13 protein-coding genes are annotated in these 14398 nt (G+C 62.4%); 12 read left to right on the top strand and 1 reads right to left on the bottom strand.

The annotated features are described in order from the left end of the window. Positions 1-19 precede the first annotated feature (19 nt). Positions 20-547: a hypothetical protein gene (locus PLANPX_RS25380; protein ID WP_152101424.1), complete on the top strand. Its 528-nt coding sequence runs from the start codon at positions 20-22 to the stop codon at positions 545-547. A 284-nt stretch (positions 548-831) separates the two neighbouring features. On the opposite strand, the gene PLANPX_RS25375 is transcribed toward PLANPX_RS25380, so the two are convergent. Continuing rightward, positions 832-2037, bottom strand: coding sequence for a HEAT repeat domain-containing protein (locus PLANPX_RS25375; RefSeq protein WP_152101423.1), 1206 nt, complete (start codon positions 2035-2037; stop codon positions 832-834). Between the two features lie 142 nt (positions 2038-2179). On the opposite strand from PLANPX_RS25375, the gene PLANPX_RS25370 reads away from it, so the two are divergent. From PLANPX_RS25370 to PLANPX_RS25325, 11 genes are all read left to right on the top strand, one after another. After that, positions 2180-2704, top strand: coding sequence for a MogA/MoaB family molybdenum cofactor biosynthesis protein (locus PLANPX_RS25370; RefSeq protein ID WP_152101422.1), 525 nt, complete (start codon positions 2180-2182; stop codon positions 2702-2704). 300 nt (positions 2705-3004) lie between these two features. Then, positions 3005-4075 carry an endonuclease/exonuclease/phosphatase family protein gene (locus tag PLANPX_RS25365; protein ID WP_152101421.1) on the top strand — a complete coding sequence of 357 codons (1071 nt, stop codon included), beginning with the start codon at positions 3005-3007 and terminating at the stop codon, positions 4073-4075. 341 nt (positions 4076-4416) lie between these two features. Then, positions 4417-4995 (top strand): hypothetical protein, encoded by a 579-nt coding sequence (locus tag PLANPX_RS27595; protein WP_172992329.1) that lies wholly within the window; start codon positions 4417-4419, stop codon positions 4993-4995. Further along, the gene (locus PLANPX_RS25360; RefSeq protein ID WP_172992328.1) at positions 4995-6584 is read left to right on the top strand and encodes a S1 family peptidase; all 1590 of its coding nucleotides are present in this window, start codon (positions 4995-4997) and stop codon (positions 6582-6584) included. Before PLANPX_RS27595 ends, PLANPX_RS25360 begins: the two co-directional genes overlap by 1 nt. Before the next feature lie 132 nt (positions 6585-6716). Continuing rightward, complete coding sequence (locus PLANPX_RS25355) at positions 6717-7406, top strand: hypothetical protein (RefSeq protein ID WP_152101419.1); 690 nt, start codon at positions 6717-6719, stop codon at positions 7404-7406. Positions 7407-7600: 194 nt separating this feature from the next. Beyond that, positions 7601-7942, top strand: a complete 342-nt coding sequence (locus tag PLANPX_RS25350; RefSeq protein WP_152101418.1) for a hypothetical protein — start codon at positions 7601-7603, stop codon at positions 7940-7942. 114 nt (positions 7943-8056) lie between these two features. Then, positions 8057-10048 (top strand): glycosyl hydrolase family 28-related protein, encoded by a 1992-nt coding sequence (locus PLANPX_RS25345; RefSeq protein WP_152101417.1) that lies wholly within the window; start codon positions 8057-8059, stop codon positions 10046-10048. Positions 10049-10261: 213 nt separating this feature from the next. Beyond that, positions 10262-10819 (top strand): ParB N-terminal domain-containing protein, encoded by a 558-nt coding sequence (locus PLANPX_RS25340; RefSeq protein WP_152101416.1) that lies wholly within the window; start codon positions 10262-10264, stop codon positions 10817-10819. A gap of 129 nt (positions 10820-10948) precedes the next feature. After that, the gene (locus PLANPX_RS25335; RefSeq protein WP_152101415.1) at positions 10949-12103 is read left to right on the top strand and encodes a GNAT family N-acetyltransferase; all 1155 of its coding nucleotides are present in this window, start codon (positions 10949-10951) and stop codon (positions 12101-12103) included. Positions 12104-12111: 8 nt separating this feature from the next. Next, positions 12112-12603 carry a hypothetical protein gene (locus tag PLANPX_RS25330; RefSeq protein ID WP_152101414.1) on the top strand — a complete coding sequence of 164 codons (492 nt, stop codon included), beginning with the start codon at positions 12112-12114 and terminating at the stop codon, positions 12601-12603. Continuing rightward, positions 12600-14216: a hypothetical protein gene (locus PLANPX_RS25325; RefSeq protein ID WP_152101413.1), complete on the top strand. Its 1617-nt coding sequence runs from the start codon at positions 12600-12602 to the stop codon at positions 14214-14216. The genes PLANPX_RS25330 and PLANPX_RS25325 overlap by 4 nt, the downstream gene beginning before the upstream one ends. Positions 14217-14398: the final 182 nt, after the last annotated feature.

Genomic DNA, 14398 nt, shown 5'->3' with positions numbered 1-14398 from the left:
GCAGACGAGACGCATGGCGATGAACGACGACACTCAACTTGAACTGCCCGAGCGCTCTGCGGAGCAAGCGCCGAAGGCGAACTTGGGCCTGATTCTCGCCGCGGCGATTGCGATCGGCCTCTTCCCGTTGATTTTCGGGATCTACGGCTGGCGGGTCGCAGGGCAGGGCGATCAGCCGCTCGTGACGGAACGAACCGAGTGGCCGGCCCTGCTGACCGCGTCGTTCGATGGCTCGCCGCTGACCGACGAAGACCTGGAAACGATCGAATTGACGCCGCTCGCCGACGGCTGGTTCTTGCGGATGAAGGCGACGCCGACTGCAGTGGAGTATGTGACGACGACGCTATCGCCGCTCGACGAGGCTGCGGCGAGCGAAGCGTCGGCCGTCGCAACGAAACAGTTCTGGGAGAACATGCCCCACCGCTGGCGGAATCATAAGCCGTCGGCAAACGACCGCTTCTACGCGACGCGCGACGGCGAGTGGCTCGCGAGAATCAACGACGAGGACAAAGTCGTGCTGCTGTGGAGCGGTTCGCAGAAGAAGTAACCGCTGATGGACGCAGATAAACGCGGGTAGAAGTCGCTACCGCCCGCTGCCTACTCTCCATCACCATTCGCGAGATTCGCGGTCAATGCGTTTTTAAACCGCTAATGAACGCTGATGAGACGCTAATAGAAAAGCAATTAATTCTTGTTAGCGTTCGATCAGCGTCCATTAGCGGTGCCGTATTCTGTGCAAGATAGAACCGCGAATCACGCGAATCTTCGCGAATAGAATTATCCGCGTTCATCTGCGTTCATCGGCGGTTCCATTCAGAACCTGCGCGCAGCTTACTGATCGCGGCGAGCGTTCACGTGCTGCCGCATTTGCATGTCGACGTACCAGGCTCGCCAGGCGGGTTTGTCGTATTCGAACTTTTGGTTGCCCGAGAGCTTGAGCAGCGCCTGCAGGACGCGCTCGTTGTTGAAGTCGACGTTGTAAACCTTCGGCGCGTCGCCTCCCATGCTCAGCCCGCCGCCGGGGCCGACGCTGAACTTTTGCGCTCCGCCCGGCGCCTCGGCGCTCCCCTCGACCACTTTATGCGTCGTCACAAGTGCATCTATCAGCGGGCTAAGCGCCGCTGGGTCGTTGAGGTGGCCAAGCGCGACGCCGGCCAAGTTGACCACCTTGTTGTCCTTGCTCTTGAGCGCATCGACGTACGGTACGATCGGCACCGGTCGCGGCCAGCGTGAGAGGTAATCGCGGCATTGCGCGCGAATTTCCGGTTCAGTATCGGGATCGAGCGTATACGCGACGAGCTGTTGCAGCGCGGCAGGATGGTCGAGTTGTGACAACACCCGCAGCAGCATCTCGAACACAGCATCTTCTGGCTCGTCTTTCATCACGCGGATGATCGCCGGCGCCGCTTGCGGGTCGCTGATCGCCATGATCTGCGCTTCGCCTTCGCGAACGCGATCTTCACGGCGATTGTCCATGAAGCCCCGCCATTTACGCAGCGTCAAGAACCAGTCGACGTTGACCGAGTCTTGACCCTTGTTGCGTTCTCGCACGGCGACGTCTTGCTTCGTGCGATATTTGCCGTCGAAGAAGACCATCCCCCGCTCGGTCATCAACTGGTCGGCTGTGAGCCAGCGATTGCCGACGCGCTGGAAACCAAGGCTGCGCCGCGACGCTTCGTCGTTCGGGTCGAGTTCCGCCGCGCGGGCGAGGTGATGATCGGCGTCGGCGAGCATCTTCTTCGTGCGGCACCATTCGGCCAACTCGCGGTGCGCTGCGGGCGTGTCTTGGATTGCGCGGCTCCGCTTCTGGTACTCAGCAGAGTCGGCGTCTTGCTGCACAATCCGCTGAATCGATTGTCGCGTGAGCGAAATTTCGGCGCCGTCGCTGGTGCGAATGAGATAGTTGCCTGCTTCGTTCCGCTCGAGCGCCTCGCCGGAGATTTCGCCGCCGTCTTTGAGTTCAAAGCGATCGGCGCGCAGTGCGGGCGCGGGCAGCGAGCAGGCGACAAGCCCGAGGGCAATGAATTGGCGACGCATTCTCTTGTTCCTGTGCTCCGTGGATGAACCTGCGGGGCGGTCCCGGGCGGAGCAACTTCCATTATACTGAGGCCGCGGCGCGGAAGTCACGCAAATGCCGCGGCCCCCAGCCCTGCGACCCGCGAAATCGGTGCAACCCGTCATGAGCCGCTACGACAGCCCTTCCGCCGAGGAACACCGCGCCGCCGGGGCCGCTCCGATCGCCTGCGGCGTCATCACGGTAAGCGATACCCGCACCGCGGCCGACGACCGGAGCGGTGATCTCATTGCCGAACTGTTGACGGCGGCGGGGCATGCAGTCGCTGGGCGGCGAATCGTCCCCGACGAGCCCACGGCAGTTGCCGCGGCGGTCCGCGAGTTCGTCGACTGCGGCCAAGTGGCGGCGATCTTGCTTACCGGCGGCACCGGCATTGCCCCGCGCGATCAAACCCCCGAAGCAGTGGCTGGGCTACTCACGAAAGAGCTGCCTGGCTTCGGCGAACTCTTCCGCATGCTCAGCTACCAGGAGATCGGCCCCGCGGCGATGCTCAGCCGCGCGTGCGGCGGGATGATCGGCAACGTGGCGGTCTTCTTGATGCCAGGCTCGACCGCGGCGGTGCGGCTAGCGATGGAGCGGCTCATCGTGCCGGAGCTAGGCCATCTTGCAAAGCTAGCATCGCACCCCTAGCCCCGGGCTCCGCCCGGGGGTGACGCACCACGCGCTGGAAGGTTGCCCCTGCTTCACGCCGACCCCCGGGCAGAGCCCGGGGCTAGGGACGCAAGCTGGCAGAATCTGCCCACTTGCTTACCCAACTTCTCTCGCCCCAATCGCCCGCGTCGGGTACTCTCCCGCCGCCTCTCGCCCCAACGGCCCCGTCGCCTCGCGCGCTCGACGTTCGGCCGTCGTCGGGCGACGCTGCGCCATCAACGAGCAGCGTAGGCGTTCAAAACGGATTGATCGAACTCATTCGCGCCCAAGGAGCGGGCCGTGCAAAAACTATTATCATTCGCCACGCTCATCGCCATGGGCGGCGGTATTTGGATGGCCATCGGCGGCGGCGCCCTCGATCAACTGGGGGCTGATCCGAACGCGCAGTCTGCTCAACCGACGGCCAGCACTCCAGCGGCGAACGCGTGGAACACGACGCCGCAAACCGCGCAGACGCCGCAGGCGACGATCGCCAACATGCCGGTCACAATCGGCGGCGCCGCGCCGCAGGGGCAGGATGGGCTAACGATCAAGATCGCATCGTTCAATATTCGTGACTTCGGCGATAAGAAGATGAGCGAACGGCGCGTCGTCGCCCTGCTCGCCGACGTCGTCCGCAAGTTCGACGTCGTCGCGATCCAAGAGATCAGCACGCAGAACACGCGGCACATGCAGGACTTCGTCAGCTACGTCAATCAAGCAGGGGCCCAGTACGACTATGTCGTCAGCGAGCGGCTCGGCAACAGCGATCAGAAAGAACAGTACGCCTACGTCTTTAACACGAAGACGATCGTCATCGACCGCTCAAGCGTCTACACCGTCGGCGACCCGAACAACCTGCTGAGTCGTGAGCCGCATGTGGCGAGCTTCCGGACGAACGTCGATCCAAACGTGGCGTTCACGTTCATTCTGGTGAACGTCCACACCGTGCCCAAAGATCCAGCTCTGAGCCAAGAGCTCGACGTGCTGGCCGAGGTCTATCGCGTTGTCCGCCGCAGTAGCAATGGCGAAGACGACGTCATCATGCTGGGCGACTTCAACGCGAGCGATCGCAAAATGTCGCAAACGCGGCTCGGGATGATCCCCGGTCTGATGTGTTTATTGGGCGGCAATGTTTTTACCAACGTGCGACAGAATGCCCTCTACGACAACCTGGTGATCCACACGGCCTCGACGTCGGAGTACGCCGGCCGGTCGGGCGTCTACAACTTCGCCGGCCAACCGTTGAATCTTTCGCAAGACGAAGCAGAGACCGTGTCTGATCACTTCCCGGTATGGGCCGAGTTCAATGCGTATGAACTCGACTACAACGGCCGCATGGCCAACCGCGGCGGCGCGACGGTGCGGTAGTCGAGCGGGGCTGCTCGCATCCCTAGCCCCGGGCTCCGCCCGGGGGTGAGTCGCCATTCAAGTGGGCAACGTTGCGCGATGTGTCTACCGACGCCCTGGCAGAGCCAGGGGCTAGAATCGTGCCGCTCGCGAACGCAACTGACGACTGCCAACGGACTACCGACAATCTAAAAATTTTCTTGTTGAAACTGGGCCACCCACTCCGCTAGAGTCACACGCACAAGCAAACGGTATCGAGCGGGGGCCACATCGGCCATCCGCAAAAGCCCGCCGCTGATCCTTCCGAGGGTCGGCGGCGGGCTTTTTTTGTGCGCTCGCGTCACTGGCGGAAGGGGGAGGCTATGCGGTGTCACGTCAATCTCAGCGACGTGCAGCGGGAGATCAAAGACGGCGATCTGCTGCTCTTTCGCGGCAGCGGTCTGGTCTCGCGATTGATCTCGGTCGCCGGTCGCAGCGACTACACGCACGCTGCGCGGGCCGTGTGGTGGGGGAACGATCTCTTCTGCTGCGAGGTCCGCGAGCTGAAGGGAGGCCGCGCGGTGACGCTGGAAAGCCAGATCGAACGCTTTCCCGGCGCCATCGACGTGTTCGAAGCGAACCCGAGCAATCGCTGGCGCGAGTTTAACCGCTACGGCGCCGTGCGGTACATGCGCCGGCTTGCCGGCTGCGACTACGGCTACCGCGGCGTATGGCTCGCGGCCCTACGGCATCTGCCGGTCTGGCGGTTCTGGGTGAGTTCGGACAGCGACGATCGCCGCGTAGCGAATCAACCGCCGTTTTGTTCGCAAGCGTGCGCGATGGCCGACCGCATCGGCGGCGGCGTCGATCCGGTGCCGCATCTGGCCGACCGCATGACCGAGCCGGCCGACCTCGCGCGCAGCCCGTTCTATCGCTACCGATTCACGTTGGGGGGCGTCTGATGAGAAACATTCTTCAATTGCGGTGGTTGCACAGCGAGCAAGCGACCACGCTCGCCGCCGTCGCAGCCTGGTCGCTCATTGGCTTGACGCTGGCGCTCTCTTCCTGTCCCCCTCCCTCGAAGGGAGGGGCTAGGGGAGGGATTCCCGAAGCATCCGTCCGCATTCACGTTCAAACCATCAACCTCTGCCAATTCATCGCTCCATCGAACTCCACCGCTGCCTCCTGTCGCATCCACAACCAACTCCCCGGCGGCGTCGCCAACGCCGGCAGCGGCACGCTGATCGACGCGCTCCCCGACGGCAGTCGCGGCTTGGTCCTCACTTGCGCCCACTTGTTCAGCGAGGGAACGGGCCAAGTCGTCGTCGAGTTTCCCGATGGTCGCACCCATGGGGCGCTCGTTGTCGCGATCGATCACCAAGCCGATCTCGCGGCGCTCGAGATCGCGCGACCAGCCGCTCCAGCGGTCGAAGTGAATCGAGAATTGTCGACGGCTAGCCAACTGACCGCGTGCGGCTTCGGCCCGACCGGCGCCTACCGCTGCATCACAGGCCCGGCGATCGGTTATTCGGAAGGTGCGGGACAAACCAACGTGCGGATTCAAGGCGCCGTGCGATCAGGAGATTCGGGCGGCGGCGTGTTCGACGACCGCGGCCGGCTCGTCGCGGTGGTGTGGGGCGAAAGCAGCGGCGTCACCTACGCCAGCACGGGCCGGCCGCTAGGTCGATTTCTCGATCGTGCGTTGGGGCGGCGAGCAGCGGGCGCCCTTCCGTCAACGACATCGCCTGCAAATGGAACGAATGGCGCCGTCGCCTGGTGCCCTGATGGAACCTGCCCGCTTGTCGGACCGCTTGTCGGCAGCGAGCAACGCACTCCGCTGTTCAAGCCAGTCACGCCGCAGCAGCCGAGTGGTTCGTGCCAATGCGGCGATGCGTTGGCGGCGATCAACGCGCGGCTCGGTGCGCTTGAGCTGCAACCCGCTGCATCAACGCCGAACGGGAATGCTCAACCGCAGACCGGCGACGCGGAGTCGCCCAATTGGAGCAACATCGCTCGCTCCGCGGTAACGATCGCGACCGCGTTGCTCGGCGTCAGCGGCCCGGCCGGCTGGGGCGTCATCGCTGCCTCGACGGTCGGCGGTTGGCTCATCGGTCGTGGGTTGAAACGTCGCAAGCTGCGAGCGGCGAGTAGCGAGTTACGAGAAGAAGAAGCACCATCGCAACCTGAATCTTCGACCTCGAAACTCGCTACTCACCCCTCGCCGCTTGCGGCCACGGAGGCGACCGCCGCCGCGGCGGATCCGTTTCATAACGGTAGCGAACGCATCGTCTCACTCGCCGTCGACGAGCAATCGCCGATCGAGCGTGATGATCGCGAAGCTCGAGAACTTCTACGACTTTCGCAGCTGGAAGGACGTGACCCGCTACAAGACGCGGTTGCGGGACGCCTTGCACTCGACCGGCTCGACGCGCTTGCCGAAAGCGACGCTGATCCACAGCAAGTCGCTTGGGCCGACGCGCTAAGGCGCGAGCTGCGCGAGCGGTTCAACGAGATCGCGCCGACGAAGTTTCAAGTTAATGAGGAATGCTGAATGGGGAATGGGGAATGGGGAGAAGAGGTTTCGTACAGGTCTTGTGTCCCCACTCAGCATTCCACATTCCCCATTCGAATCCACGCAGTAGCAACATTTACATAACGATTTTCAAACTTGAAGGAGTCCATCATGCCTGCCGGCGACCCTGGGAAAGAACAGTTTCGACGCATCATTCCGGAGTTTCGCAACCTCCATATCTTGGCGGCGCTCGGCCCGCTGTTTGACTTCCGCAGCGAAGTCGTGGCGAACGACGAGTTCGGCGTTCGCGGCGGACTCGACGAGACGACGAAGGATCACTACGTCGAGCATCTGCTCGCGTGCGATCGCATGCGGCGCCGCGTGACGTACAACCCCGAGAAGACGCCGCTCGGCGATCTCATCGAACGGGCGATCAACTCGAACGAGACGCTGCTCGGTTCGACGGCGCCGTTCGGGGGCGACGAGATTCAAGAGGCGCCAGGCGGACTGATCAGCTTGCCGTGGTCGGTCGACGGATCGGACGCCAACATTCCGCTGGGGAGCCAGCTCAACTTCCGCAGCCAGAACGCGCTCGTGCTCCTCGGCGCCCTCGATCGCGCGATCGTCAATTGGACGCGCCTCGAGAGCCGCTTCCGCACGTCGTTCATTTACGTGAAGGACTCGATGCGAATGTACGGCAGCTACGTGCAGGTTCTGGAGTACCTGAAAGCGTTCGCCGGTGATGCGAACCGCGTCGACATGGCCTCGGGCGTGCGTCCGACCGAAGAGCCGCAAGGGCCGGGCGATTCGCCGAATCTCAAGACGGAGTCGAGCAAGGCAGCAGCCGCGACGGTGCGGTAGCGCATCTTCTAGCCCCGGCCTCTGAGTTTCTTCGAATGTTGTGGCTCCCTCCCCCTTGAGGGGAGGGCTGGGGAGGGGGTGAAGCTGGTACACGCTTCAACCACCCCTCCCTGACCCTCCCCATCAAGGGGAAGGGACCTCACGGTTCACTTTCCTCGAAGCCGGGGGCTAGAAATCCAGAAAGAGCAATCGCGATGGACTGTCAGCACGAACTCGAAACGCAAGTCGTCCACCTCTCCGCTTTCTTGCGAAGCGAACTCGGCTACCACGCCGACGGTCCAGGGGCGGTCCAGCGTGAACTGCAGGAGCATGAAGAGATGTTAACGCAGATCAATGACACGTTGCGAGGTCGCGGCGACGAACTCGGCCTAGTGGGGTGGGTGGCCGTACTGCGACGAACGTGGATCGCAATGGTCGCGCTGCTTGGGATGGCGCTGGGATATGTACTCAACGACGTGGTCGACGCGATCGGCCTGCATCGTGCGCCGGATCGTGTCACCGCCAGCATGAAAGGAGACGCCATGAACGGGACGTAAGAAGCATTTTCGACAAGCAAGGGGGGACTGCAGGCGGTCCTCGGAATGGATTTGACGCGAAGCCAACGCCACGGCGTTGGCCGAGCCATTCGACAATTTTAAGGAACAATTCAAATGAGAACGGCAATTACTCGACTGTTACTGCCAGCACTATTGGCCTGGCAAGCTTGCGGATCGCTGGCATCGGCTCAGATCGCGGAAGACGTGCTCGACTTCTCCACGATCGGCACGGCCAACGACCCGCTGGCCGACAACACGGCGGCGCTGATCACCGCGCTGGAAGAGCGATCGGCGAACACCGACACGCGCATGGTGATTTACTTTCCCGCGGGCGACTGGTATTTCGATGACGAACTGCCCGTCGGCACGCACGGCGATCTGACGATCTTCGACAACGTGACGTTCATCGGCGCGCGGACTGGTCAATCGGCGCAGCATCAAGAGGAAGGCAACGCCAACGCCGAGCGCAGCCGAACTCGCTTCGTCATCGACATGGATGGCGAGGACGACATCTGGTGGAATCAAATTCGCACCTACCGCTACGGGCCGTTGGCGTTCAGCGACATCACGTTTCAGGTGGTCGACGTCGGCAGCGTGTTTTCCTTCGGCGATACGACGGATTTGGACGCCGGCGAACAGACCGCGCGTGCTCTGTCGTTTGAACGCTGCTACTTCACCCACTTGCGGCACTTTGTGAAGACCGACGTCGGAGGCGGGCATGCATGGATGTACGACGCCGACGCTGGCGCTGGCGTGAATTACGTCCTTAACACGACGAACCAGTCGTTCTCGCTGCGTCTCCACAAGTGCTACGACGTCACGGTTCGCGACTGTGCGTTCCGCGGCGCGCGGTACGGGATTATCAATTCGCACGGCGATCGTCCGGTGTTCGACAACGTCCGCGGCTTTCTGATCGGTAAGCTGCTCGATGAATACAGCGTTCCGACCAACGCAGCCGTCGGCTCGCAGATCGACGACATGTTCATCGAGACGCCGGTGCTCGCGGGCGCCGTCATCACCGGTCAGGCTGGCAAAGTTCGCGCGGAGTTCGGCTACAATAGTTCGGGGGCGTTCAGTACTGTTCCAGTGGGGCCGTATGCGCTCCCTAGCAGCGTCGAATGGGAAATCGACGATGGCTCCTCGACGGTCGACTTTACGTTTCCGGGAGGCTGGGGCTACAACTGCACCGACTACTTCGAGCCGCGTACGGTCATTCGCGTCAATCCAGACGAAGCGAACGAGCCGGACCGTTATTTGTACGTCACAAGCGTTTCGGCCACTAGCGTCACATTTGGGCGATCGGAGGATACGTCATATGTTGCACGCGAAATCAGCGGTGATGGCGCGGGCGTCACTCGCTTTTTCGGAACGGGGCTGATCGTCGACGGCGATCGCGCTGCGGTGATGGAGCCGTCATTGGGGCTCAATCAAGATAATAACGATTTGCCGATCGCGTTCATTGTTCCCGATCGCCGCCCGATTCGCTTTGGCGCCAACACCGAGACGTCGAACCCGGATCCGGACGATCCGACGAATTTGCCGGTGGTCGTTGCCGCGTGTGCGGGGAACGCGTTCCACTTACACGCAGGCGTCGATTGGCTCGGTTCGAACGACCCTGCCGATCACCCATTGGTGAATCTCGGCGGCATTGGTCCAAAATACGACGCAGGCGTGCGCGAGCCATTCCTCGATCCGTTGACGAAGAAGCAATTGTTTGTTCCTGGCCGCGGCATCGGCACGGCCAATGATTGTGCTCGGGATTTGACGTTCCATCGCGTGACCGATTCGGAGCTTGGTCAGGACGTTTGGTGCTATCGGCTCGACAACTCGAGCGTGGGCTGGGAACTTCGCAACATCCGCAAGTCGGGTAAGCCGGTCACCTACAAGATTCGGGCTTATGTTCCCAGCGGAACGCCGACGCTTGGCGTATGGGGAGGCGCCTCTCCATTGAATACGCATACGTTGTCGACGGGGTGGCAGACAATTACCGGTAGCTCTCACGGACCGTCGAACGCAGTGCTGACCGACGCCCAAGTGACTGGAAGCGTCGTGCAGGTTGGCGGCAACGGCATCTACGTCGCATGGGTGGAGATCGATCAGAACTAAGTCGATTGCGAGGCCTCGCCGATAGATCTTGCTGGTGAGGCGAGCAGCGACTTGGTCGATTTCGTCAGCGAAGAGAGCCAACAAGGCGGGCGCTTCATGGTGGGTTCATGAAGCGCCTGCCGGTTGGTCTACGGTGATTTACCTAGAGAGCAAGCCGGCAGTTTGTGGGCGAGTCGAGGATTTCGCTGTCGCGAGCGCTACGAGGGACTGAGCATGCAAATACGCGATCGGATTCGTGAGTTGCGCCGTGTGAGGGCTAACGAACTGCGCCCGAACCCTCGCAACTGGCGGACGCATCCCGACTCGCAGCGTGATGCGCTCCGCGGGTTGCTCGCCGAGATCGGCTACGCCGGGGCGTTGTTGGCGCGTGAACTCGACGACGGTTCGCTGCAGTTGATTGACGGCCACCTCCGTGCGGAGACGACGCCCGATGCAGTCGTGCCGGTGCTGGTGCTCGATGTGAACGCCGAGGAGGCCGACAAGATTTTGCTGACGCACGATCCAATTGCCGCGCTGGCAGGAACTGATCATGAGCAGCTAACGGCGCTCCTGATCGATGCGAGGTTCAACAGCCCGCATGTGGCGCAACTACTAGACGGCCTCGCCCAAACGGCGGCCGAAGTCGAAGCGGCGGTCGAGCGCGATTGCGAAGAAGTGCGAATTCCGGAGTCGTGGCAAGTCGTTGTCGAATGTCGCGATGAGGAAGATCAACGCGAGATGTTCGAACGGCTCCGCGGCGAAGGTCGGCGGTGTCGGGTGTTGACGTTGTGAAGGATGTCAGTGGTCCGTAGTCAGTTGCCAGTTGCTGAAGAGTAAGCAATTCACCGGGGGGCGGGGACGCCCCGGCTCGCTTGAATTTGCATTTACTGAACCCTGAACCCCAAGAGCTGAACCCTTCCGATGCCTTCACTTGAAATCAACGTCGAATGTCCCGTTCACGACTCGTTCCGGGTCCAGCAGGTTGCGGGGATGTTCGATGTGCCGCTGGCGGAGAAGCTCGAGCAACGATTCGCCGTTGAACTGCCCGGCGATGACGAGCCATGGCAGGTCGGACTGATCGTCGGCCCCTCAGGCAGCGGCAAGAGCACCGTGGCGTCGCAGTATTACGGCGAACGGCTTTACCGCGGCGCCGAGTGGCCCGACGATCGCGCGGTGATCGATTGCTTCGGCGAATTGCCGGTGCGGCAGGTCGTCGAATTGCTAACCGCGGTCGGCTTCAGCTCGCCGCCGTCATGGGTGAAGCCATATCGCGTGTTGAGTTGCGGGGAGAGGTTTCGTTGCGATTTGGCGAGGGCGCTGGGGAGAAGTTGCGAGTCGCGAGTTTCGAGTAGCGAGATAGAAGTTGGCTCCGAACAACTCGTCGCTCGCAGCTCGGAACTAGTGACTCCCGTTATTGCCTTCGACGAATTCACCAGCGTCGTCGATCGAAACGTCGCGCGAGCTTGTTCGATGGCGATCGCCAAAGGGATCCGCCGCGGCAGCATCGGCTGCCGGTTCGTCGCGGTGACGTGCCATTACGACGTTGCCGAGTGGCTCGAAGCCGATTGGGTGCTCGACATGGCGACGGGTGAGTTGCAGCGGAGGCGTCTTCGGCGTCCTGCGATCGAGCTCGAAATCCATCGCTGCGGCGTGGCGCCGTGGCGGCTGTTTGCGCGTCATCACTATCTGAGCGGTTCGCTGACGCCTGGCGCTCGCTGCTACTTGGCGACTTGGCAAGGCGAGCCGGTGACGTTCTGTGCGACGCTGCCGGTGATCACGAAGCGTAATCACCGGCGGTTCACGCGGATCGTCACGCTGCCTGATTATCAGGGGATGGGCATCGGCATGCGCGTCGTCGCGGCGGTGGCGGAACTCCATCGGGTCGAGGGGTTGCGCATCAACGTCACCAGCAGTCACCCGGCGCTGATTCGCCACTGCGAACGCTCATCACTGTGGCGGACGGTGAACGTGAAGAAGAGCGGCGCCAGCCCTAGCGGTTCGAAGCGATTTCCAAGTTATCGCAGTTCGACGGGGCGAGCGGTGGTGTCATTTGAGTTTGTGGGCGCCGAGAACTGAGGGGCGACATGTTGGATCCAACTGAACAGTCGAAAATCAGCGGCGTCGTCCGGCTCGGCTGCCCGCCCGCGACGGCGGCGAAGTTTGTCGGCCGCACTCCCGAGCAACTCGAGGCAGAGCTGCAGCGGAACGAGCCCCTCGCGCGGGAACTGCTGCAATCGGAGGCCGAGGCGGTCGTCCGGCACATGGGCAACATCCACAAGGCCGCCAACGACGAGAAGAACTGGCGAACGAGCGTTTGGTGGCTTGAGCAACACGCGCGGACCGGCGCACGGCCGGAAGATGCCGTGAGTCTGCCGGCAGCGGTGTTCGAGGCGCTGCAGCGAATCGCCGAACTCATCGTCGCGGAGATTCCCGACGCGGCGCGACGGCAAGCGGTATTGACCCAACTCCTCAACATCGCGGCGGAATGCGTCGGCAAGAGCGAGCCGCCGCCCGCAGCTTCCAGCGATCGCATCGCCTTGCCGGCGCCGACTGCTGAGGAGGATTTAACGTTATGAAACATGAACCTCATATCGCAGAGACTTCTTCGGCGCCATCGTCGCCGTTTACGGGCGCCGTCCTACGCGCCTTGTCGCACGACCTGGTACAGCGCGTCATTCGCTCGACTGCCGCGGAGTGGCAATCGCTGCCGCTGCTCGATTGGGGCTGTTGCCTACTGCCCGCGCACTTTCGCTTGCCGCCATCACGGATGCATCGTTGGCTGAGCGACGAACTCGACCGCTGCGACGCATCGCGCGGCAACAAACTCAACGTCCTCGGCCCGCGCGGCAGTGCAAAGAGCACGCTCGGCACGCTTGCCTACGTGCTGCGGTGCGCCCTCGAGGGACGCGAGCCATATATTTGGATCGTCTCCGACACCATCGGTCAGGCGCGAACTCATCTCGCCAACGTGCGGAAGGAACTCGAAAGCAACGCCCTGCTCGCCGCCTATTATCCGCACGCGATCGGCCGCGGGCGAGTTTGGCGTGCCGAGAGCCTCGAACTCGCCAACGGCGTCGTGATCGAAGCCTACAGCACCGGGCAGCATCTCCGCGGTCGCCGGCTCCGGCAACATCGACCGACGCTTATCATCTGCGACGACCTGCAAAACGACGCCCATATGTCGTCGGCGTCGCAGCGGCAGGCGAGCCGCGATTGGTTTCACGGCGCCTTGCTGAAGGCGGGCGACCGCTCGACAAACATCGTGAACTTTGCGACAGCGCTCCATCGCGACGCGCTCGCGATGGAGCTTGATCGTTCGCCAGGTTGGCGATCGCGGCTGTTCCGCGCGATCGAGCGTTGGCCGGAGCGGATGGATCTCTGGGCCGCGTGGGAGGAACGCTACGCGAATCCGCGCGACCCGTGGGCGACGGCGAACGCCCGCGCGTTCTTCGAGGAGCGTCGTGACGCGATGCTCGCCGGGGTCGAACTGCTTTGGCCCGAGCATGAAGATTTGTACTCGCTCATGCAAATGGGCGTCGACGAGGGATCCGCCGCATTCGAGCGCGAGAAACAAAACTCGCCAATCGATCCGTCGAAGTGCGAATGGCCGGCGGCTTATTTCGGGGCGCACATTTGGTTCGAGGACTGGCCGCACAACTTGCAGATACTCGTGATGACGCTCGATCCCAGCAAGGGTAGTGACGCGCAGCATGGCGATTACTCGGCCTTCGTCGTGCTCGGCATTGACGCGCACGGCGTGATGTTCGTCGAGGCCGACCTCGCCCGCCGGCCGACGCCGGAGATGGTCGAAGCGGGCGTGCTGCTGGCGAATCAGTTTCCACTCGACGCATTCGGGGTCGAAGCGAACCAATATCAAGAACTACTGATCGACGAATTCGAGCGAGCGTTCGTAGGGTACGCCCTGCGCTTCAGGCGACCCTCGCAGATTCACAACACCACGAACAAACGCGTCCGCATCCGCACCATCGGCCCCTGGCTCGCCCGGCGACAACTGCGATTTCGCGGCACCAGCCCCTCGACGACGCTGCTGGTCGATCAACTGCGAGACTTCCCGCTTGGAACTCACGACGACGGCCCCGACGCCCTCGAAATGGCTATCCGCCTCGCGCGAGCAGCAACGGCCGGCAGCTGCAACGACGGCCTCGGGAGCAACTTGCTAAGCCACTAAACAAGCGAAGGGGAATTGAACCACGACGACACAACGAGCACGACGAAAGCGACCTAGTTGCCTTCAGGTTTTGTGTTTTCTTTGCGCCTCTGCGCCTTTGCGAGAGATCTTCTTGGAGAAGACAGGTCTCACGCAAAGGCGCGAAGGCGCAAAGAGAACGGAGAATAAATCGCCTTTCCTTG

The sequence above is a fragment of the Lacipirellula parvula genome, assembly GCF_009177095.1.
GTDB lineage: Bacteria > Planctomycetota > Planctomycetia > Pirellulales > Lacipirellulaceae > Lacipirellula > Lacipirellula parvula.
This window is presented reverse-complemented; position numbering and strand designations above follow the sequence as displayed.

Coding starts and splice junctions, on each gene's coding strand:
- PLANPX_RS25380 (WP_152101424.1), top strand. CDS start 20: ATGAACGACGACACTCAACTTGAACTGCCCGAGCGCTCTGCGGAGCAA.
- PLANPX_RS25375 (WP_152101423.1), bottom strand. CDS start 2,037: ATGCGTCGCCAATTCATTGCCCTCGGGCTTGTCGCCTGCTCGCTGCCC.
- PLANPX_RS25370 (WP_152101422.1), top strand. CDS start 2,180: ATGAGCCGCTACGACAGCCCTTCCGCCGAGGAACACCGCGCCGCCGGG.
- PLANPX_RS27595 (WP_172992329.1), top strand. CDS start 4,417: ATGCGGTGTCACGTCAATCTCAGCGACGTGCAGCGGGAGATCAAAGAC.
- PLANPX_RS25360 (WP_172992328.1), top strand. CDS start 4,995: ATGAGAAACATTCTTCAATTGCGGTGGTTGCACAGCGAGCAAGCGACC.
- PLANPX_RS25355 (WP_152101419.1), top strand. CDS start 6,717: ATGCCTGCCGGCGACCCTGGGAAAGAACAGTTTCGACGCATCATTCCG.
- PLANPX_RS25350 (WP_152101418.1), top strand. CDS start 7,601: ATGGACTGTCAGCACGAACTCGAAACGCAAGTCGTCCACCTCTCCGCT.
- PLANPX_RS25345 (WP_152101417.1), top strand. CDS start 8,057: ATGAGAACGGCAATTACTCGACTGTTACTGCCAGCACTATTGGCCTGG.
- PLANPX_RS25340 (WP_152101416.1), top strand. CDS start 10,262: ATGCAAATACGCGATCGGATTCGTGAGTTGCGCCGTGTGAGGGCTAAC.
- PLANPX_RS25335 (WP_152101415.1), top strand. CDS start 10,949: ATGCCTTCACTTGAAATCAACGTCGAATGTCCCGTTCACGACTCGTTC.
- PLANPX_RS25330 (WP_152101414.1), top strand. CDS start 12,112: ATGTTGGATCCAACTGAACAGTCGAAAATCAGCGGCGTCGTCCGGCTC.
- PLANPX_RS25325 (WP_152101413.1), top strand. CDS start 12,600: ATGAAACATGAACCTCATATCGCAGAGACTTCTTCGGCGCCATCGTCG.